This is a genomic window from Marinomonas sp. UCMA 3892, from assembly GCF_012726345.1.
GTDB lineage: Bacteria > Pseudomonadota > Gammaproteobacteria > Pseudomonadales > Marinomonadaceae > Marinomonas.
Genome location: NZ_PTXN01000015.1, coordinates 40,058 through 60,960, shown reverse-complemented (window position 1 = coordinate 60,960; position 20,903 = coordinate 40,058). Strand labels below are relative to the sequence as shown.

Genomic DNA, 20,903 nt, shown 5'->3' with positions numbered 1-20,903 from the left:
AAATCGGTTGTTAGTGCTCTGTTTTGCACTTGAATTGGGCGTTTTGCGGCCACGTCGCACCACAAATATGAGTGACAGCATGCAAAATATGATGATTGGTTCGTGCTTGCTGTGTGTTTATTGCCGTTGCATAGACTGGTATAGGGTTTGCTTGTTGGTCTAGTTAAATTGTATGTGAAATAAAGAGTAGAAGCGGTTAAGCCTTACGGCCTGGACATTGCTCTTTCCTAAAATAAGGAGAGTGTTATGTCCCAGTATTTAATCCGCCAAGCCAAAGCGGTTTTTGGTTATGAGTTTCCTCAAGACATCCGTATCAAAGATGGCGTGATTTCAGCCATTGCTCCCACATTAAATCGCGAGCTTGACGACGAGTTAATAGATGCGTCTCATTGTGTGGTTTATCCCGGTTTTGTGAATACTCACCATCATCTTGCTCAGTCGATACTAAAAGGCGTACCAGCGGGTTTGAATCAAGGTTTAGGGGAATGGCTGGCAAGCGTTCCCTATCGTTTTTGGCCACAAATCACGCCAGATTTAATGTATGTCGCGGCGAAATTAGGTCTTTATGAACAGCTGCGCTCTGGGGTGACAACCTGCGCGGACCACCATTATTTATACCATGCGAACACATCACCTGAGTTGGAAGACGCTGTTTGGCGAGCTGCCGAAGATTTAGGTATTCGCTTAGTTTTATGCCGTGGTGGCGCAACGGTGCAAGGCAGTCATAAAGGTATGAAAGACAGCGGCATTGTTCCAGAGTCATTGGATTTGTCACTGGATCGCCTTGAAGCTTCCTACAAACGTTATCATGATGCCACCCCATTCAGTATGCGACGCTTGGTTGTTGCACCGACTAGCTTGGTTCATACCTCGCCAGCAGAGGATTTACGCAGTTATGCTCAGTGGGCAAAAGAACGAAAATTACTGCGTCATTCGCATTTATTAGAAGTATCTTTTGATGAGCAAATGGCACAACAAAACTTCGGTATGAGCGCTATTGATTACGCCGCCCATTGTGATTGGTTGGGTGACGATGTGTGGTTTGCTCACTTGGTTCAAGCGGATGCTCATGCGATTGAATTACTGGCGCAAACGAAAACGCGAATTGCCCATTGCCCTACGTCAAATTGTCGCCTTGGTAGTGGTATTGCGCCAGTTCTTGCAATGGAAAAAGCGGGTATTCCGATTACCCTCGGTGTTGATGGCTCCGCGTCTAGTGAAAGTGCTTCTATGTTGCAGGAGTTGAATTTAGCTTGGTTATTACATCGAACCCATAGCGGGCCCTCGGCAACGAATGTCTCGCAAGTGCTTAAATGGGGGACCCAAAACGGAGCCGAGCTTTTGGGCCTAAAAACAGGTCAAATTGCTGAAGGTTATGCGGCGGATTTAGTCTTGTATTCCCTTGATGCACCACGTTTTTCTGGGGTACACAGTCCATTAGAAGCGCCAATTTTATGTGGGGAACCTGCGCTGATTAAACACAGCTTTGTAAACGGCAAGCGAGTAGTTGAAAACGGCCAAGTATTGGGCGTGGATGAAGCTGAGTTAGTACATGATGTCAAAGCCGCTGTGCTGGAATTATTAGCAAGAGCGCCATCTAATTAATTGCGAGATACTTGAATAGGCGAGTAAACTATTGATCCATTTTATTCGTCATTAAGGAAAAGGATGTCGCTTTCTCATTCACCACAACCCATTGGATCAACAGTAAAGCGCTTGGCTGAAAAAGAGTTGGTGGCGTTGTTTGCTTTGATGATGTCGCTTACGGCGTTAAGTATGGATGCCATGTTGCCGGCGTTTCCTAATATTGCTGAGTCTTTGGCGATTGTGGACTACCAGAAAACCCAGTGGATTGTCTCAGCGATGATTTTGGGGATGGTATTTGGCGAGATAGTATTTGGTCCTTTGTCAGATGCGATTGGGCGCAAGAAAAGTATTTTGCTAGGCATTAGTGTTTATTTGGTTGGGTCTGTAATTGCTTTGCTAGCGTCTTCGATTGAAGCGTTTTTAATCGGACGAATGATTCAAGGCTTTGGTGTCGCAGGCCCTAAGATTGCCTCGCGGGCCTTGATTCGAGATATGTACAAAGGCGCGGCCATGGCTCGTATTATGTCCTTTGTGATGATGATTTTTCTTCTTGTGCCTATGTTAGCGCCTTCAGTAGGGCAGTTGGTGGTGAAGGTGGCTGATTGGCGCTGGATTTTTGTGTTGTTAATGACGCAGTCTGCCGTCGCCGGTATTTGGTTGTTATTACGTCAACCAGAAACATTGGCCATAGAAAATCGTATTCCCCTACGCTGGCAGCGTATCTGGTCAGATGTTCGATTTGTTTTAAGTCGTCGTGATGTGGTGGCTTACACCATTTTATTAGGCTGTGTGTTTGGCGCGCTTATGCTTTATATCAGTACGGCTCAATCCATTTTTCAGGATGTGTATGACACGGGTGATCGCTTCCCACTGTACTTCGCTATCTTAGCGATAGGTTCCGCCATCATTAACTTTTCCAATGGCAAGATCGTGATGCGTGTTGGTATGTTGCGCTGTGTGATTGGAGCGTTAAGTGTGATGTTAACTACGGCGCTGATTTTGCTGGGAGTGTCTTTGGGTTTTGATGGGGTACCACCCTTTAGTGTCTTTATGGTGCTGGGTGTGGTGATGTTTTCTTGTCTTGGGATGATCTTTGGTAATGTGAATGCTATGGCGATGGAGCCATTGGGTAAAGTGGCAGGGCTTGGTGCATCTCTCATTTCTTCCCTTTCCAGTTTTATCGCCATTATTTTAGCGGCTATTTTAGGGCAGTTTTATAACTTTACTTTAGTTCCTTTGGCGGTTGGCTTTGTTTTATTTTCCGCCGTCGCCTTGATCATGCTGATATATGGTTACCTTGCCAGCAAAACCTATCCAGAAGAATAAGATTTTATTCTGCATTGTTTCAATCTGTCTGTTTGTCCACGTCCTGCCCATAGCAAAATAAGGTAAACTATGGGTTCTGTATTTTTTAATATGAGCCCTTCTATGTCCTCTCAAGTTACTTCATCTAACTCTTTAGCCAAACAGCTATTTTCCATGACATGGCCAATGTTGTTTGGTGTATTGTCTTTGATGAGTTTTCAGCTGGTGGATAGTGCTTTTATTGGTCAACTAGGGCTATTACCTTTGGCCGCACAAGGTTTTACCTTGCCAATTCAGATGATTGTGATTGGTCTACAGGTGGGGTTAGGCATTGCCACAACGGCGATTATTTCCCGTGCTCTGGGTGCTGGAAATACACAATATGCTAAGCAGTTAGGTGGTTTGGTTTTGTTGATGGGCAGTGTGGGGATTGCTTTCTTTAGCGTGATTATCTGGCTATTGCGCCATCCTATTTTGGCGTTATTGAGCGCGCCAGATTCTGTCTATCCAGTTATCGATTCTTATTGGCCCCATTGGCTGCTCAGCGCATGGGTTGGGGCGCTTATCTATTTTTATTACAGCATTTGTCGATCCAATGGGAACACCATGTTGCCTGGCATCATGATGATAGTCACCAGCATGTTGAACCTAGTGTTGGACCCGATTTTTATCTTTACCTTGGATCTTGGTTTGAATGGTGCGGCTATGGCAACGACCGTGGCATTTGGTCTGGGGACCTTGATCGTTGCGCCCAAAGTAGCGCGCAAGCATTGGATTACTTTTGATTGGCAAGATCTGAATATTGGCAAGAGTTTGGCTTCTATTGGTCATATTATGGGACCGGCCATGATCAGTCAGTTATTACCGCCAGTGTCTTCTATGTTAGCAACCAAGTTGATCGCTGGATTTGGTACGGCGGCGGTCGCCTCTTGGGCGCTGGGTTCGCGCTTTGAATTTTTCTCTATCGTCGCTGTGTTGGCGCTGACTATGTCTATGCCGCCTATGGTCGGGCGCTTGCTCGGTGAAGGCCGTTTGGACGATGTGCGTTATGTTGTACGCTTGGCGTGTCGCTTTGTTTTATCCTTTCAATTAGCGATCGCGGTGATTACCTTCTTGATTTCTGGCATGTTGGCGAACTTGATGACCAGCGACGAAGAAGTCTCGTCGATATTGCATTGGCATCTGATGATAGTCCCCGTGAGCCTGGGTTTACTGGGCATCTGTATGTTGATGGTGTCTATCTCTAATGCGTTAGGCAAATCCTATACGGCTTTGACTATCTCGGCATTGCGCCTATTTGCTTTCTTCCTACCTTGTTTGTGGATAGGTTCAGAAATCGCAGGCCTCAAAGGTGTATTCTTTGGTGTCTTGATCGGTAATGTGATGGCTGGTGTGTGTGCTTGGAGTATGTATCGAAGAGCGCTTGGGCAAGTTGAAAACAAGTTGAATCAGGCTTAATACCGCAATATCGTCCAATCTTTTCTGTTTGTGATTGGTTAGTCTATTGTTATAGATTGAACTAGTTTGAAGGGGTTGTGATGTCGACAGAAAATCGTTTTCAGTTTGCGAAAAGCGCAGTGCTTGATGAAGTTATGCTGCTGGAAGCTTCCATGAGCGACTTTTCTTATGGCACTCATGCACACGAGGAGTTTTCCTTTGGTGTGACTTTGTCGGGTCGCCAAGACTTCTTTGCGTTAGGGGAGCACCACAAGAGCTATTCAGGCAATGTGATCGTCTTTAATCCTGAAGATGCCCACGATGGTCATTCTGGTGCCGATGACCCGCTTCACTACAAAATGCTTTATGTTCATCCTGACCAATTAAGCCCCATGCTGGAAAGTGCTGGCATCCGCCGAGCCAAAGATTTCCGTATCGAGCATCCTGTGCAAAACGATGCTGTGCTAAGAGCGCACATTTTGCGCTTGGCCGCGTTGGTGGAAAATACTTCTACCTCGGCATTTGAATACTCTTCTGCGTTGTTTGAATTTGCCGAATTTATTGCGCTTAAAAAAGGCGTTCAAATTGAATTCAAGCGCCGTACGAAAGACCCTGTATTTGAACGAGTACGCGATTATTTACACGGCCATGTTGGGGAAGAGGTTTCTCTTGACGAGTTAAGCCAAGTGGCGCATATGTCGAAGTATCATTTGTTGCGTTGCTTCCGTGATTATTTTGGTATGACGCCTCATCAATATTGGCAGAATTACCGTATGAACCGTGCCAAAGCCGCCCTTGAACTTGGCATGGCGCCAGCCGATGTGGCGTTCACTTTTGGCTTTTCCGATCTCAGCTATTTTAACCGTCGATTTAAGCCCATGTTTGGGCTCACTCCTTTTCAATTTAGGCGTACCTTGCTGCGCACCTAGCTAAACCATTCGTTACCAATTCCGTCCATTTCTAATGTCTATCAAATATTGTTTGAGGAGTGCTTATGCTCGCCATAATTATTTATGCCTTTGGTGTTATGTACAGTCCGGGTCCGGCCAATATGCTGGCATTGTTTGCTGGGGTTAATGGTCAGGGTTGGCGAGGTTTTCTGTACTGCGTGGGGGTGGGGCTAGCCATGCTGATTTTGTTTCTGCTTATTGGTTATCTAGGCGCCGATATTATTCCTCAGGAATATCAATCTATTATCGCCATATTAGGGGGCATCTATATTGCTTATCTTGGTATAAAAATATTACAGGCGAGCTTTCATCAGAAGGTGATTAATAAACAAGACAAAACGGTGAGTTTTAAAATGGGGCTGACGCTCCAGCTTTGCAACCCGAAATCCTTAGTCGCCATTGTGCCTATTGTTACTGTGCAGTTTCCTCGCTTTCATATTGAGGGGGAGCAAATCGCACTATGGTCATTGGGGCTTGCCGTGATGGCATGTGGCGCGCCGAGCTCGTATTTGCTGGCTGGCTCTTTTCTGAAAAAAGCGGCGATGAGCCCCAAAGTCATGGCATGGGTAAATTGTGTGATGGCGTTCTTGTTGTTCTATGTTGCCTATCGATTTATTGTTAATCCGTAAAACATACAGAATATTTAAGAAATTACCATACAGATTGACTGTATTGTTTTCTGTGTGCCTTTTTAATGATCTGTCTGCGTCTGTTTGGCTGGTATTAAGCCTTCTATCATTACTCACTAAGACAGTTTATTTGATTAGGGGATTGGTATGATCATTATTGCGTTACTTAAGCATTTTTCTAATTGTTTTGAGCGCTACAAAACGCGCAGAAAACTCAGCTCTTTGTCTCATGATTTACGCAAAGACCTTGGCATCATGCAAGACAGTTTTGAGGCGGAAGTTGGCAAAGGTAATGTGTTTACTTTGATCAAAGAATTGATTGCTGCTCCTCACTTAGCGGCTGCAAAAAAGAACCGCACTGAGGGGGAATAGGAGACTTCTTGCTCTCAAAAAAGAGCAAGGAGTTTTTTGTTTAGTCCTCAAATGTGCCTTTTATTTGCGTTACGCCATCTTTTACATGGCAAACGCCTTTCGCAAAGGTGTGTTGTATATCGAGGTTTCCATCAAGAATTAAGAAGTCAGCGTCTTTTCCTAGCGATATTTCGCCTTTGTCATTTGCCAATCCTAGGCATTGAGCTGGTGCTTGAGTGAAAGGAATAATCGCGTCAGTGATCGACATATTTTCGACCTGAATCATTTCTTTTAGCTGATAGAGTAAAGAGCCAAATCCCGCTACTTTTAGACCAATCAGCTCGCGTTTTTCATTGAATATCGGCACAGAGCCATTACCGTCAGAGCTAATGCAAACTCGGCTAGTATCAATATTTTGTGCTTTGCAGCGAGTGAGGAACGTGGATGCTTTAACGCTGCCTGTCGCACCTTTGTCTGGGTTAATACCAGCGGTCAAATCAACAAAACCACCTTGCTTCAACCATTCCATACCTTGATCTGCCAGTAATTCGGTGCGATTGACGTGAGTCGGGATGAACTGAGAAACCGGAATGTCAGACTGTTCTACTACCTCAAACAGCGGCCCAAAGCCTTTCTGGGAATTGCCAAGATGTACGACAACGCGACCACACTTTCCAGAAATAAGACCCGCAACGCGGGCTTCTGAAGCCATGCGAGATAGTTCTTCGATTGTTGGTTGTGAAGAACGATGGTCGGAAAGTGCGGTTTTTAAGCCAATGACTCGGTCGATAAAGACAATATCTCGCTGAATTGATTGAGTAATTGTTTCGGTTGGAACCTTGTAGCCGCCAGTAAACATATAGGCGCTTACACCTTCGGTAGTCAGGGCTTTTGTTTTAGCGTACAGGCTTTCATTGTGGCGCGTTGCACTGTCTGTTCCCAATAAACCAACAACCGTGGTAATACCTGCTCGTGTTAAATGACTGAGTAGCACTTCGGGCGTACGAGTGTGATAGCCGCCTTCGCCACCGCCACCGATCAAGTGTACATGACCATCGACAAAACCAGGGATGAGTGTTTGTTCTTGTGCATCAATAATATTGATATCAGCGATGCCTGTGATATCAATCTTGCTTTCTATCTTTAAAATTTTGCCCGCAGCGATCAAAATATCTTTGATACCAAGTGCCTCAGGTGCATACACATTTGCATTTTTGACGAGAGTGAACATATATAAAACCATAATGGATACATTTTGTTGGTATTTTTATATTAAATGAGTACATTAATCAAGTTGCTATCGTCTGTATTTCTCTTGTCTACAGTCGCAGATATAACGACTCTATGTTAAAATCTTGTTCATATTTTATGCGGTTTTATTCAGAAACTTCATTAATCTCAATTAGATAGGCTTTCATGAGCGAAAATAACAAGCAAAAAGCAGTACTGTCAGTTACGGAAGACATACGATCTAAGATATTGGACGGGACTTATCCTGAAGGTATGGCGCTTTCGCAAGTGGATATTGCCAGTACTTATCAAGTTAGCCGCACACCAGTGCGCGAAGCCTTGCAGATATTGGCAGGAGAAGAGTTGGTTGAAATTCGTGATACAGGCAGGGCAACGGTTACAACAATTTCCCCGGAAAGTTTCCTTGAAAAATGTGAGCTTAGAGCTTTAATTGAAGTAAAATTGCTAGAATTATCGATTCCTTTAATGGGCACTGAAGATATTGCCAAAGCCCGTGAAATCAATGAAAGTCTGAAAAAATGCGCACCTGAAGAGTGGACGCCATTGAACTATCTGTTCCATGAAGTCTTATATAAACCAGCCAATCGTCCTTTGATGCAAAATGTGATCAAAGACCTACATCATCGCCATTATGCGCGCTTAAAGTCTTTTATTTTGAGTCACCGTAATACGCCGCGCTCATTGCGCGAACACGATGAATTGATAGATCGGTGTGAACGGCAAGACATAGAAGGCGCTTGTTACGCGCTGGAAAGCCATATCATGATGAGTGCTTATGCACTGGCCGAACAGTTAAAAGCACAGCAATTAAAACGTCGTCAAACCGCTTCACTTTAAACCTTCCAGTATCAACTACATGTATTTTCTCAATGGCCTTTGCAATAGTCTTCTTAGGGATTTTCTTTAGGAAGGCATTGTTATTCATCTACCAAACTCCTTGTGCTAATACTCCTTATTTGGGTTTACCCTTATCTTATTTTGAGTCAAGTGTGTTCTAAATTTTGTAATTAACTTGAATTTATGTATCCATTTATTCATTATTGACTCTTAATATGTATCCAAAGTATTCTTTATTCGTCACATCGGAACTCAATATAGGATTACAACAATGAAAAAACTAATTGCGACTGCGATCATTGGTGCTGGGGTTTTATCCGCTAGTGCTTCTGTTTACGCAGCGGACAAGCTAGAAGAAGTAAAAGCACGTGGTGTTATGAAGTGCGGTATCCATCCTGGTAAAGCGGGTTTTTCAACGCCTGATACAAAAGGTAATTGGACTGGATTGGATGTTGAGCTTTGTAAAGCTGTTGCTGCGGCTGTATTTGGCGATGCCTCTAAAGTTGAGTTCATTACAATGAACTCGCGTAACCGTTTGACGGCTTTAGTGACAGACGAAATTGATATGTTGGCGCGTTCTACCACTTTCACCGCAACGCGTGATGGCTTGAATGGTGTTGATGTCACTACACCTTGGTTCTATGACGGCCAAGCCTTGATGGTTAAAAAAGAATTGGGTGTGAACTCGATTGAAGAATTAGACGGCGCGACTATTTGTACTTACCCAGGTACGACGAGCGAGAAAAACATTAACGACTATTTTGAGTCGCGTGGTTTAAGTTATAAAGCACTCATCGTAGAGGGTAGCGCAGAATCTACCGCTGCTTATCTAGCGAATCGTTGTGATGCAGTGACCAATGATGCTTCTGCACTGGCGGCTGATCGCCAAGGTATGCCGGATCCATCAGCAAACGTCATTTTACCTGAGCGTATTTCTAAAGAGCCACTTGGTGCTTATGTCAAACAAGGCAATGATGAATGGCGTCAAGTTGTCACTTGGACGGCAATGGCATTGATTGAAGCAGAAGAGCAGGGCATTACTCAAAGTAATGTCGATGAAAAACTAAAAAGCACAAAACCTGATGTTATGCGCTTACTTGGCACTGAAGGTAGTTTAGGTAAGAACTTCGGCTTGGATGATAAATGGGCTTACAACGCCATTAAAGCAGTAGGCAACTACGGCGAAATCTTTGACCGTAACTTAGGTAAGGATTCCGCGCTTAAGTTTGATCGCGGCTTAAATAACCTTTATACCAAAGGCGGTCTGTTATACGCCTACCCGTTCCGTTAATCATAATTTGAGCCAGTTTGCCCTATGCAAGCTGGCTTTTCATTGTCATTAGCGTTTGAAAGCTCCACTTGTAAGCACCATCTATGGCAGTTGTTTATGCATTCTTTTTTATATAACCGAAAAGTTCGAGACACTCTGATACAGCTCATATTTTTTGCAGTCATTTGTTTTGGGATTACCTATCTTGCCCTAAATGCTGCGACCAATATGCGCGATGCGGGTTTGACTAGCGGCTTTGACTTTCTTTTTCAGCGAGCAGGCTATGATATTAGCTATAGCTTGATTCACTACGATCCAAAAACCTCTACGCATTTAATGGCGTGGGCAGCCGGTATGGTCAATACGATTGCGTTTGCCGTTGTAGCTATCTTATTAACGACTGTAATAGCGTTGTGTTTGGCTGTTATGCGTTTGTCGCAGAATTTCTTATTGTCTAAAGTATCTCTTTGCCTTGTTGAATATGTTCGTAACGTACCTATTCTGGTGCATATTTCAGTTTGGTATACCTTGTCGCTGATGCTGCCAAGTGTGCGTCAGGCGTTTAATTTTGGTGATGTGTCGTTTCTTTCAAATCGTGGTTTATCCATTCCTAGCGTGGAATGGAATTACGGTTTGTTGGCGTCTTTAGTGTTTGCTGCGTTATGGATTGTTTTGTGCTTTTTTGTCAAAAAAAGAGTCTCTACAACAGGGCGACGTATTATCTCTGTACTGCTCATGACAATCGTTTTGGCGGTGTTGGCGAGCCTTGTATTTACGCCTGTTATTAGCTTTACCGCACCTAAATTAGTTGGCTTTAACTTTAAACATGGTTGGACGCTTCCTCCAGAATTTATCATGCTTATCATTGCAGTAAGTACTTACTCGGCGGCACATGGTTCAGAAGTGATTCGAGGTAGTATCTTGGCTATTTCAAAAGGTCAGATGGAAGCCGGTTTAGCGCTTGGTGTCAGGCCTAATATTGTGATGAATAAAGTGATTATTCCGCAAGCTCTACATTCTATTATTCCACCAATGACGTCTATTTATATCAACGTATTAAAAGCCGCGGCATTAGGTTCGGTGGTTGGCTTTATGGACATTATGGGCACCATGGGTGGCAGTAGTTTAAATATTACAGGTCAAGCCATTGAGTGCATTGTGATCGTGATGGTGAGTTATGGGATTTTGAATCTGATACTGGCGGCCATTATGGGACGTTTCAACAAAGCTATGCAGTTGAAAGGACGATAAGATGAATCATCAAGCGAGCATTGAAAAAATCACTGGCAAGCCAATTGAAGCGAGAGCGAAAAAAGCGATTCCTTTTAGCTTTAGTCGAGTTATGGTGTGGATAAAGCGTAACCTTTTCAACACTTGGTTAGACAGTGTAGTTACTTTGGCTCTTATTGCACTCTTGTGTTTACTGTTGCCAAAAGCCTTAGATTGGTTGTTTTTTTCCGCCACCTTCAGTGGAACAAACCGCGCAGATTGCGCACCGGGAGCAGCGTGTTGGATTCCGATCCGACAATACATGGATTATTACATCTATGGGCCTTTTCCTGAATCAGAGCAATGGCGAGTGAATTCGGCGTTTGCTGTTGGGCTTTTTGCCTTTCCTTTATTGTTTAGTCAACGAATCCCGCAAAAATGGATTGTGGCTTATATCCTCGTTTTGCCTGTTGTGCTTTGGTTGTTGCTTAAAGGTGGCTTTATCTTTGAAGACATTTCAACCAGTGCGTTGGGTGGTCTGACGCTGACCTTCTTCTTGGGCATTATTGCCATGTGTTTATCTTTGCCAGTGTCTATTTTGTTGGCACTTGGTCGACAATCCCAGTTACCCATTTTGCGCTGGGCTTGCACTGGCTACATCGAGATTATTCGTTCGGTGCCTGTGATTACCTTCTTGTTTATGGCGTCTTTAGTGTTGCAGCTTTTTTTGCCAAGCGGTGTGTCTATCGACGTCTTGTTCCGAGTCTTGTTCGTGCTGATTTTCGTTTCGGCTGTGTATAAAGCTGAGATCATTCGAGGTGCGATCCAAGCCGTGCCAAAAGGCCAAATTGAAGCGTCCTATGCGATGGGATGTGGCTACTGGAAAACGATGGCGTATGTGGTTATGCCGCAAGCATTACGTAATTCAGTCCCTGCGCTAATCACTAACTTTATTGGTTTATTTAAAGAAACTACCTTGGTGATGATTCTTGGATTATTAGAAGTGATGGGGGCGATTAATGCGACTTTTCATAACGCGGAATGGCTTGGCCTTCATGCAGAAGGTCCAATCGTTATTTCAGCGTTTTTCTTTATCGCTTGTTTTTCTATTGCACAGTACGGCGCATATCTAGAGCGACGTATCAAACGCACAAAACATTAATTGGAATGCATTATGTCTGAACAAACAGTAGTAAAGCTGGATCAAGTTAATAAATGGTACGGTAAATATCATGCACTGCGCGATATCGATTTAGCAGTAGCCAAAGGCGAAACCATTGTGATTTGTGGACCTTCTGGTTCGGGTAAATCTACCTTGATTCGTTGCCTTAATAATTTAGAGCAACACGACGAAGGAGATATCACTATTTGCGATATCACCATTAGTGACAATGTGAAAGACATCGAGAAAATTCGTCGTCATACAGGGATGGTGTTTCAGCACTTTAATCTTTTTCCTCATATGACGGTGTTAGATAACTGCACCTTTGGTTTGCGTCATGTGTTGGGTATGCCATTGGCTGAGGCAAATAAAATTGCGCGTGATTTGCTTAATAAAGTTAAAATTGGTGATCAAGAGCAAAAGTACCCAGGCCAACTGTCCGGTGGTCAGCAGCAGCGCGTTGCTATTGCCAGAGCGCTCACTATGTCTCCTGATATTATGTTATTTGATGAACCAACCTCAGCACTTGATCCCGAAATGATCTCTGAAGTGTTGGAGATTATGCGTTCATTGTCAAAAGACGGCATGACGATGATTTGTGTGACTCACGAAATGGGTTTTGCCAAAGAATTCGCGGATCGAATTGTCTTTATGGAAGCGGGCAGTGTCATTGAGATATCACCGCCAGAAGAATTTTTCGTGAAGCCAAAAACAGAGCGGGCCAAAGTTTTCTTGGATCAAATTCTAGCGCATTGATTTTTTTGGTTTTAGCAATGAAATTTAAAGTTTCTTATCCAACTCGATAAGAAGTGGACCATCTCCTCCCAGGGAAAAGGTCTTTTTTGGGGCAATTCAGCTTAGTCTGTATTGCCTCTTTTTTTTGCTTAGTGATTTGTCACAGACGTGAGATATAACCTAGGTATAATGGTAGCCATCGTAACATCGTGTAATGGTTTCCAATACATCACCAAATACATCCACCATATTTGTTTTGTGGGTTGCGAGTCGTGCCAAATAACATGATTAGGCTGAAATAAGGTACCGAGTATATCGAGGAAGTAGCATGCTAAAATTTTTTAAAATCAGAAACGGGTTGATTCAAGAAGTTTCCAAAGAAGATGAAAATCTTACCACCCTTCAAAAAGAGGCGAATTGGATTGACGCCGCGGAACCTGATGACGACGATCGATTACAGCTTAAGGCGTTGTTGAGAACCGATCTTCCTGAATCTGATGATGTCGAAGAGATAGAAGCGTCCGCACGTTGTTTTGTTGACCAAGCGGGTATCCATGTTCACTCTTTGTTTTTAAATCAAACAGAAGGGCGCCATAAAACCTCAACTGTTGCCTGTATCTTGCAGCAGGACAGGCTGATCACCATTCGTGAAACAGAGCTAGCGGATTTTAGATTATTGCGAATGCGTGCGCGTCGGGGGCAAATTGCTGTTGATTCGCCCGCTCATCTTTTAGTCACATTACTTGAAAATAAAGTTGAAAATCATGCGGATGCTTTAGAAGACTTACACCGTCAATTAGAAGAAGTCAGTCATCTAGTACTTGAAGATAATGAGTCGGAGCTGGATGTCATCATTGAAAAGCTGGCGCGTTTAGAAGACAGTAACGGAAAGATTCGCCTGTGTCTGATGGACACACAGCGCAATATCTCTTTTTTGTTGCGACACTTGCCTAATAGACAAGATTATTCAGAAACGTTACGTGAAGTTATGCGAGACGTTGAGACCTTGATGTCACATACGACATTCTTGTTTGATAAAATTAACTTCTTGATGGATTCGACGCAAGGCTTCATTAACATTGAACAGAACAAAATCATCAAGATTTTCTCTATTGCATCTGTAGTGTTTTTACCGCCTACATTAGTTGCCAGTATCTACGGGATGAACTTTAAAATTATGCCAGAGTTGGGCTTTGATTACGGTTATCCTGCCGCGTTAGGTTTGATGGTCGTTTCTGCGTTTGCGCCTTATTGGTATTTTAAACACCGTGGATGGTTATAAGCTTCATATTTTTGTCTCTGTTAAACTGCATGATCATGCTGACTTTGGCATGATCATGCAGCCTTTCCTGTAAGTATTTATTACTACTGTGCCTTATTAATTCTCCATATCTTTCTATTTGAGTAATTATTTATTGAAAACGCGGTTGAGAATGACTATTATTTGAATGGTGTTTTTTTATTCATTGGAGAAGATTGTGGAAGATTCAGTTCAGCAGAAGATTGTCGACTTTTTACAGGTCGGTGGGCCTGTCGTTTGGATACTGATGGTATTTTCTATCGTTGCTTTGACAATTGTCTTGTTAAAGCTATGGCAATTCTCCTCACTTCGTGCAGAGAGTCTTAAAACAAGTAATTTAGCCTTAGATAAATGGCGCAGTGAAGAAAATGGCGAAAAAGCGCTTGAGATATTAGATGAAAAGCGTCCAATCGATGCTTTAGTAGGTTACACCATGCGCGCTTTATTAGCGGCAAATACCCAAGCAGATTTGATTCGAGAAGAAGTTGAGCGTCGTGCGATGAACCAGCTAAACCAGCTGCGCTCTTACCTTCGTCCTTTAGAGATTATTGCGACCTTGAGTCCGTTGTTAGGTTTGCTTGGTACGGTATTAGGTATGATCACCGCTTTCCAACAAATGGAAGGTGCGGGCAATCAAGTTGATCCATCGGTGTTATCTGGTGGTATTTGGCAGGCATTACTGACAACGGCTGTTGGTTTGGCGGTAGCGATTCCGGTAGTGACATTGCACAGCTGGCTAGAACGTAAAGTAGAGCGTGTTGCTCATAATATGAACGATGCAGTTACTCAAGTATTTACCAGTAAACAGGCCAAACAATTAGTTAAAAAGGTCGACGAAGAGTTGTTACATGCCGCTTAATCTGTCTCAACCTAAACGTAAGAATGCAATCAGCTTAACACCATTAATTGATGTGGTGTTTATCCTACTGCTGTTCTTCATGTTGACTTCAAGTTTTGTGCCTTGGCGCATCGTAGATACACCTCTGTCTGTGGCATCCGATGTTCAAAATCCGCCGCAGGAAAAAGACAACCTCATTTTGACCTTGAAACAAAACGATGATCAGGTTTGGATTGACGGCCAAGCAGTTAGTTTCTCCGATCAATCTCGTTTTCAAACGCTCGTAACAGATCATAATGAAGGTGTTTTTATTATCAAAGCGGAAGATGGCGTCACGTTACAGACCCTGATGCACCTTGCTGATCGCCTAAAATTAAACGGTGCAAAAACCGTATCTATTGCGAATGCTTTTGCTATGCCGGAGACGAAATGAAAATAGGCGAAAAATACGCCGCGAGAAACGCCAGCAGCGATGACAATATGGTGCCACTGATTAACGTGGTGTTTCTGATGCTGGTGTTTTTTATGGTTGCTGGGCAAATTCAAAAAGCAGATCCGATTGCCGTGATTCCTCCTCAATCTATCAATGATAACCGTGCAGCATCCGATCCAAATATTGAGATTGTTTTGGGTGTGGATGATAGCCTTTATGTAGATGATAAATTGTTTATGGTAGAGGATGTTCAAGCCTATCTAGAGCAACAATTTACCTCGGCTCCTAATAAAGATGCTTTCTGGGTACAAATCAAAGCAGATGGTGCTATTTCACTAGAAAAGCTACGTCCGGTGTTTAACCAGGTGCGTTTAGCTGGTCTTACTAAGGTTAGCTTGGCAACACAGTTAGAGCGAGGAGACAAATGATTCCCAAGCGTCATTGGATTATTGCTGGTGGCCTAGCTATTTCTGTACATGCAGGTGCCTTCTATGCAGTATTTTATGCCCCAACAGTAGGTAGTCAGTCAGCAGGCTCTCAGGGTATTGAGTTTGATCTTGGTATGGTTGGCGATCTTGGTGCTGCAGCACAAACCACAGCTGCACAAGAAGAAGTGAAAGAAGTTGAAGAAACGGTAGAGGAGCCGATTGAAGAGGTTCAAGAGGAAGTTGAACCAGAAATAGAACCAGAGCCAGAAATAGAACCAGAGCCAGAAATAGAACCAGAGCCAGAAATAGAACCAGAGCCAGAAATAGAACCAGAACCGATTATTGAACCTGAAATTATTAAAGAGCCAGAACCGGTTGAAGTTAAGCAAGAATCGCCAATTGAAGTGAAAAAACCAGAGCCTAAGCCCGAACCTAAGCCAAAGCCAAAGCCAAAGCCAAAGCCGAAACCTGAGCCAAAACCTGAGCCAAAACCTGAGCCAGAGCCGAAAAAAGAAACGCCAGTAGTAAAATCGACTCCCAAACCGGTTGCACCGTCATCAATGGCGAACCAAAAAGCAACAACGGGAAGTTCGAACTCAGCAACGAGTGGTGGTAATCCAGGCGCTAAGGCAAACTATTTTACAAAGTTAAAATCGGTGTTGGCCCAGAATAAACGTTATCCAAGAGCATCCCGTCGTCGCAATGAAGAGGGCGTTGTTTCCTTGTCTTTTGTTGCTCACGCGGATGGTTCAGTATCAGACGTAAAGATCACTGAGAGTTCTGGTCATAAACGTTTGGATAATGCGGTATTAGATATGATCAAGCGCTCGACACCTTTGCCTAAATTCTCAAAGGATATGTCGGAAACCGAGCTACGGATTAACTTACCTGTTTCCTTTAAGTTAAGTGACCTTATGTGATGAATTAGTCAGATCATAGGTTCGAATGATAAAAAACGCCGCACTTTTAGTCATTAAAGTGCGGCGTTTTTGCTTTTCTATTTTAAAAGTGAGACTACTTTTTAAAGAATAAACTTATTGAGCGATGAGTATCTTCGGGGTTGGGTTTTTCGGTAGTAGTAACCAAACCTTGCCAAAATGCTTTAACTGACCTGCATGGAAGTGCGCTTCTTCGCCAATGCCTTGGTACCAGTCAATATGGCCAGCTCCTTTAATCGCACCACCTTTATCTTGAGCTAGTAGTAGGCGGAACTCATGGCCGACTAAATTCCCATAGGTGTCTAGCTTAGGAACTTGAGCCAATAGAATTGAGCCAAGCGGAATCACTTTTGGATCCACTGCTGCTGAATACAAAGGCGTTAATGGCACGTTAGCGGCACCAACTGGGCTTTGTGGGCCTTCGCTAAAAAACAAATAACTTGGGTTCGTGGATAGAATCTCACGGTTACGATCTGGGTTATCACTTAGCCATTGGCGAATGCTTTGTGCTGAAATATTGGCTCGATCAATCTCACCCCTCTCAATAAGTTCTTTTCCTAAACTGCGATAAGCGTGGCCATTTACACCGCCCCAAGATAAGAGCTTCTGCTCGCCGTCTTCATATTCGACAACGCCAGAACCTTGTACGTGCAAGAAAAAATTGTCGACTAAACTAGAGGTATAGGCAATTTCTAATCCCTGCCCTGCGAGAGCATTTTCAAAATCTATTTCTTCGCGCGAAGGGTAAGTTCCGTCAACATTTCGTTGTGCTGGTTTGCGATAAAGTGGGTAGCGATACACTTCATCTGGTAAATGTCGAACGGGCAAAACAGGCACATAATAGCCTGTGATTTGCACGTTGCCTCTTTGGTCTTGCCCCGCTAATTGATGGGCTATTAGCTGCGGCTGCTGTGCTGGATTGTGCAGCCATTTACCAATCTCCTGCGCAACGACTTTCAAATCCGCCACGCTAGTTTGCGTATTTTCAAGAACAAAATCTTTATCCCCAATACGGTTCAAGTACTTTAGTTGTTGCTGTAAGCCACTTTCGAAGCTCGCGTCAGGCATGGGCAAACCCGGTGGCAGGCTTTCTTTTAAATATAGCGTCTCACGTTTCAGCGCAGCTATGTCTCGGCCATTGTTTTCGAAGTCATTGGAGCTATCGATCTCGTTCACACTGCAACTGCTAAGCAGGGTAAAAGAAATGAGGCAAAGTGGACGAATTAGGAAACGGCGATGTGTTTTAGGCGGTAAAAGGTGTCGTAAAAAAGAAGAAAAAATCATAAGCCCTGTTTCTATAAAATGAATCGATAAAATAATAAAAGGTCGAGTTTTGACCACAAATAAAGAGCGAGGTTCATCTTGAGTTTTTATAGAATCGAAAGCAACGATAGAAGAAGAGTTTTACACTTTACCAGCGTTAGTGGTTAGAACATTAGGTATTCGTAGGCTTGCCTCAGTCCAATGAACGCATCCTGATCGCCGCCTCTGTCTGGATGATGTTTTTGGGCCAGCTTGCGGTACTGTTGTTTTATTATCGCCTTGGTTGGGTTGCTACTGTCGATTTGTAGGGTTTTAAGTGCTGAGTCTCGGTTACCAGGTAAACTAATGCCTTTGTAGAAGCTATTGAGAAGGCGAGAGACTTCATCCTCATCGGTTTTTTCGTATTCTTCCCAGTCTAGGTAGTAAGCGGCTAACTTTGCGTCTACGCTATCGTTTAAACTGGTAGTAGCAGACAATTGAATTTCTGATGCGCTAAGCAAGTGGATTCGAAGTGCACTGATGTTTAACATCAGGTTTTCTTCTTGCCAAAGGCTGCTTTGTAATTGATACAAAGCATTCATGATAAGAAAATGCTGGCGAAACAGCTGCAAATTCGCATCGTCGGCAAGCTTGCTAAATTCTGGTAGCTGATCTTTTAACGCTTTTAGTATGTCAAACTCACTCATACCATTTGGGTGGTTTTTTAGGATCGCGAGAATCGGACCAACTAAAGGATTTTTCATATCTAGCTCGTATACTTTAGGTATTTATTACAGTGTATGTGATGAACCTAAAAAGGGTCAAAGTTGAGCCAGATATTTTTTGTTAATTTGGATAGTAGAAAGACAACGTTATGTTATGGATTGTTGGTATTGCCATTGCTTTGTTATTGCTAGTTGGGCCGAATTTATGGGTAAAGTTTACTCTTAAACGCTACGCCACCGACCGTAAATACTTGCCGGGAACGGGCGGCGAACTAGCAACTCATTTAGTAAAACGCTTTGAGCTAACAGATGTAAAAGTAGAGCAAACTCAAGAAGGTCATGACCATTTCGACTTTGGGCAACATGCGGTTCGTCTGAGTCCAAGTGTTTTCAATGGGCGTTCGTTAACGGCGGTCGCTGTGGCAGCCCATGAAGTAGGACACGCTATTGCGCATGAAAAGAAACAAAAGATCTCTCATTTAAGCTCTCGCTATTTACCCTTGGCGCATTTTGCCCGTCGAATTACCGCGGGTTTATTGCTTGGCTGGCCCGCCTTGAGCCTATTGTTGCATATTCCTTACGCCGTGCCTTTGCATGCCTTAGTCGTTGGTCTATCTGGCTTGTTAGCTGTACTGGTACAAGTCGCGATACTGCCAGAAGAATGGGATGCCAGCTTTAACAAGGCACTACCAATATTGAGAGAAGGCAACTACATCCCACAGGAAGACCTACCCAAAGTGAAGAAAATCCTCACCGCCTGCGCTATGACCTACGTCGCTGCTGCGCTCATCAAAGTTTTGTTTGTTTGGCGCTGGTTTAAACGATAACTCCCTTCTTTCCTCCGCCTCGTAGGTCGGATGAGGGAGGCACGACCGTAATCCGACGTGTTGATGTAAGTCACGCCTTCATGCCGACATCTCACGTCCTCACAAGACTCGAACCAAACGGCGTTTATTTTCGAAACTAACGCCTACCTCATCAAAACGCCGTTTTGGGTTTCATTGTATGTATGTATGTATGTATGGATGCATTAAGCCTTGTAGGTCGGATGAGGGAGGCACGACCGTGATCCGACATAACAGCGTAAGTCGCGCTTTCTAGCCGACAAGCCACGTCCTCACAAGACTCGAACCAACCGGCGTTTTTCCTCGAAACTAGCGCCTACCTCATCAAAACGCCGTTTGGTTCTTGCTGTGTTTAAGATGAAATGCTCTAGGTTTTGTAGTAGTTTTGCTAGTACTTTAATGTCGTTTCGAATATGGAATAATTCTTGAAAAATCTTTCGTTTGAATCAACCTTGGCTCAGCGAGATGAGCTATTAGAAATAAGTAAGAGTGGTTCATATCAACATTTTAATGTTAAAGAGCTAAATAACTTTTTGTTTGTATTAAGGTTTCACTATCAGGAGTCAAAATCAGGTACTTTTGTGCATGAAAGCTTGAAGGTAGCTGTGGAGAATACGGAGTCTTTTCTGCAATTAACAAGAGCTGAAAAGTCTTGGTATGAAAAACCAATGGGTTTGATAGGTATAGGCGTATTTGTGGGTATCGTAACCACTTTGCTCGTAAACTTCATTTATAGTTTACTTTTATGATTAACTTTTAGACACCATAATGATATCTAAGCTGGGCAATGAGAATCGCGCCATCTTGGTGTTTATAGACGATACGATGTTCATCATTTATCCGACGAGACCAATATCCAGCTAAGCCGTGTTTTAGCGGCTCTGGCTTTCCAATGCCTTCATGGGGTGTCCTTTGAATGTCTTTAATGAGCAAATTAATACGTTTTAGTACTTTTTTGTCTGTTGTTTGCCAATAAAGATATTCTTCCCAAGCTTTGGTGGAAAACGTTAGCTTCATTCAATAAGCTCTCGTTCGGTTCCATTCCCCGCTTCAAGCTCCGCAATCGATGCTAATAGGTTTCTAGCATTTGCTGGAGATCTTAGTAAGTATGTTGTTTCCTGCATGGCGTTATAGTCTTCTAAAGACATCATAACTACAGGCGCTTCATTCTTACGAGTAATGATAATTGGCGCGTGGTCATTACAAACATTTGCCATTGTGTTGGCTAGGTTTGCTCTAGCAGCTGTATAGCTTATTGCATCCATAGTGACTCCAAAATGTTCATGTACGTTATTGTGTACATGATATCTTGTGGTTACATAATAAGCAATCAGCTAAAGTGATCTGATACCTTTATACGACTCCACAAAATCGATAAACAACTGTCACAAAAAAGGCATGAACTTCGCATAAAATCGTCTTACTATGAAA

The 20,903-nt window shown here is 43.3% G+C and carries 23 protein-coding genes; 18 read left to right on the top strand and 5 right to left on the bottom strand.

Annotated elements, in window-relative coordinates; genetic code table 11:
* Positions 1–246: 246 nt before the first annotated feature.
* The 6 genes from B6N13_RS18670 to B6N13_RS18645 all read left to right on the top strand — a co-directional run bounded on the left by B6N13_RS18670 (position 247) and on the right by B6N13_RS18645 (position 6,280).
* A complete protein-coding gene (locus tag B6N13_RS18670) occupies positions 247–1,605 on the top strand; it encodes an amidohydrolase family protein (protein WP_169460268.1) in 1,359 nt (452 codons plus the stop codon).
* Positions 1,606–1,668: 63 nt separating this feature from the next.
* Positions 1,669–2,913, top strand: coding sequence for a multidrug effflux MFS transporter (locus tag B6N13_RS18665; RefSeq protein ID WP_169460267.1), 1,245 nt, complete (start codon positions 1,669–1,671; stop codon positions 2,911–2,913).
* Between the two features lie 102 nt (positions 2,914–3,015).
* Positions 3,016–4,350, top strand: coding sequence for an MATE family efflux transporter (locus B6N13_RS18660; RefSeq protein WP_169460294.1), 1,335 nt, complete (start codon positions 3,016–3,018; stop codon positions 4,348–4,350).
* An 80-nt stretch (positions 4,351–4,430) separates the two neighbouring features.
* Entirely contained in the window at positions 4,431–5,258 is an 828-nt protein-coding gene (locus B6N13_RS18655) for an AraC family transcriptional regulator (protein WP_169460266.1), read from the top strand.
* A gap of 65 nt (positions 5,259–5,323) precedes the next feature.
* Positions 5,324–5,908, top strand: coding sequence for a LysE family transporter (locus tag B6N13_RS18650; protein WP_169460265.1), 585 nt, complete (start codon positions 5,324–5,326; stop codon positions 5,906–5,908).
* Positions 5,909–6,055: 147 nt separating this feature from the next.
* Positions 6,056–6,280, top strand: coding sequence for a hypothetical protein (locus tag B6N13_RS18645; protein WP_169460264.1), 225 nt, complete (start codon positions 6,056–6,058; stop codon positions 6,278–6,280).
* 40 nt (positions 6,281–6,320) lie between these two features.
* Here B6N13_RS18645 and iadA read toward each other — a convergent pair whose 3' ends face one another.
* Positions 6,321–7,490 carry a beta-aspartyl-peptidase gene (gene iadA, locus B6N13_RS18640; RefSeq protein WP_248280383.1) on the bottom strand — a complete coding sequence of 390 codons (1,170 nt, stop codon included), beginning with the start codon at positions 7,488–7,490 and terminating at the stop codon, positions 6,321–6,323.
* Positions 7,491–7,675: 185 nt separating this feature from the next.
* Between iadA and B6N13_RS18635 the strand changes: the two genes are divergently transcribed.
* The 10 genes from B6N13_RS18635 (at position 7,676) to B6N13_RS18590 (ending at position 16,642) form a co-directional block, all read left to right on the top strand.
* A complete protein-coding gene (locus tag B6N13_RS18635; RefSeq protein WP_012071756.1) occupies positions 7,676–8,347 on the top strand; it encodes a GntR family transcriptional regulator in 672 nt (223 codons plus the stop codon).
* Between the two features lie 271 nt (positions 8,348–8,618).
* Complete coding sequence (locus B6N13_RS18630) at positions 8,619–9,638, top strand: amino acid ABC transporter substrate-binding protein (protein WP_012071755.1); 1,020 nt, start codon at positions 8,619–8,621, stop codon at positions 9,636–9,638.
* A 96-nt stretch (positions 9,639–9,734) separates the two neighbouring features.
* Positions 9,735–10,868 carry an ABC transporter permease subunit gene (locus B6N13_RS18625; protein WP_169460263.1) on the top strand — a complete coding sequence of 378 codons (1,134 nt, stop codon included), beginning with the start codon at positions 9,735–9,737 and terminating at the stop codon, positions 10,866–10,868.
* A 1-nt stretch (position 10,869) separates the two neighbouring features.
* A complete protein-coding gene (locus B6N13_RS18620) occupies positions 10,870–11,988 on the top strand; it encodes an amino acid ABC transporter permease (RefSeq protein ID WP_012071753.1) in 1,119 nt (372 codons plus the stop codon).
* Positions 11,989–12,000: 12 nt separating this feature from the next.
* Positions 12,001–12,744, top strand: coding sequence for an amino acid ABC transporter ATP-binding protein (locus B6N13_RS18615; RefSeq protein ID WP_012071752.1), 744 nt, complete (start codon positions 12,001–12,003; stop codon positions 12,742–12,744).
* A 307-nt stretch (positions 12,745–13,051) separates the two neighbouring features.
* Positions 13,052–14,005 (top strand): magnesium/cobalt transporter CorA, encoded by a 954-nt coding sequence (gene corA, locus B6N13_RS18610; protein ID WP_012071751.1) that lies wholly within the window; start codon positions 13,052–13,054, stop codon positions 14,003–14,005.
* A gap of 196 nt (positions 14,006–14,201) precedes the next feature.
* The gene (locus tag B6N13_RS18605; protein ID WP_157036015.1) at positions 14,202–14,882 is read left to right on the top strand and encodes a MotA/TolQ/ExbB proton channel family protein; all 681 of its coding nucleotides are present in this window, start codon (positions 14,202–14,204) and stop codon (positions 14,880–14,882) included.
* On the top strand, positions 14,872–15,294 hold the full coding sequence (locus tag B6N13_RS18600) for a biopolymer transporter ExbD (RefSeq protein ID WP_012071749.1): 423 nt from the start codon (positions 14,872–14,874) through the stop codon (positions 15,292–15,294). The genes B6N13_RS18605 and B6N13_RS18600 overlap by 11 nt, the downstream gene beginning before the upstream one ends.
* The gene (locus B6N13_RS18595; protein ID WP_012071748.1) at positions 15,291–15,722 is read left to right on the top strand and encodes a biopolymer transporter ExbD; all 432 of its coding nucleotides are present in this window, start codon (positions 15,291–15,293) and stop codon (positions 15,720–15,722) included. Before B6N13_RS18600 ends, B6N13_RS18595 begins: the two co-directional genes overlap by 4 nt.
* Complete coding sequence (locus B6N13_RS18590; RefSeq protein WP_169460262.1) at positions 15,719–16,642, top strand: energy transducer TonB; 924 nt, start codon at positions 15,719–15,721, stop codon at positions 16,640–16,642. Before B6N13_RS18595 ends, B6N13_RS18590 begins: the two co-directional genes overlap by 4 nt.
* A gap of 114 nt (positions 16,643–16,756) precedes the next feature.
* Here the strand turns inward: B6N13_RS18590 and mltA are convergent, their stop codons facing one another.
* Both mltA and B6N13_RS18580 read right to left on the bottom strand, forming a co-directional pair.
* Positions 16,757–17,836: a murein transglycosylase A gene (gene mltA / locus B6N13_RS18585; RefSeq protein ID WP_348981556.1), complete on the bottom strand. Its 1,080-nt coding sequence runs from the start codon at positions 17,834–17,836 to the stop codon at positions 16,757–16,759.
* A gap of 251 nt (positions 17,837–18,087) precedes the next feature.
* The gene (locus tag B6N13_RS18580; RefSeq protein WP_169460261.1) at positions 18,088–18,666 is read right to left on the bottom strand and encodes a DNA-J related domain-containing protein; all 579 of its coding nucleotides are present in this window, start codon (positions 18,664–18,666) and stop codon (positions 18,088–18,090) included.
* Between the two features lie 110 nt (positions 18,667–18,776).
* Here B6N13_RS18580 and B6N13_RS18575 point away from each other — a divergent pair, with 110 nt between their 5' ends.
* Complete coding sequence (locus B6N13_RS18575; protein ID WP_169460260.1) at positions 18,777–19,454, top strand: zinc metallopeptidase; 678 nt, start codon at positions 18,777–18,779, stop codon at positions 19,452–19,454.
* 443 nt (positions 19,455–19,897) lie between these two features.
* Positions 19,898–20,221: a hypothetical protein gene (locus B6N13_RS18570; RefSeq protein WP_169460259.1), complete on the top strand. Its 324-nt coding sequence runs from the start codon at positions 19,898–19,900 to the stop codon at positions 20,219–20,221.
* Between the two features lie 7 nt (positions 20,222–20,228).
* Here the strand turns inward: B6N13_RS18570 and B6N13_RS18565 are convergent, their stop codons facing one another.
* Both B6N13_RS18565 and B6N13_RS18560 read right to left on the bottom strand, forming a co-directional pair.
* Positions 20,229–20,489 (bottom strand): Txe/YoeB family addiction module toxin, encoded by a 261-nt coding sequence (locus B6N13_RS18565; RefSeq protein WP_169460258.1) that lies wholly within the window; start codon positions 20,487–20,489, stop codon positions 20,229–20,231.
* Positions 20,486–20,737, bottom strand: coding sequence for a type II toxin-antitoxin system prevent-host-death family antitoxin (locus B6N13_RS18560; protein WP_169460257.1), 252 nt, complete (start codon positions 20,735–20,737; stop codon positions 20,486–20,488). The genes B6N13_RS18565 and B6N13_RS18560 overlap by 4 nt, the downstream gene beginning before the upstream one ends.
* Positions 20,738–20,903: the final 166 nt, after the last annotated feature.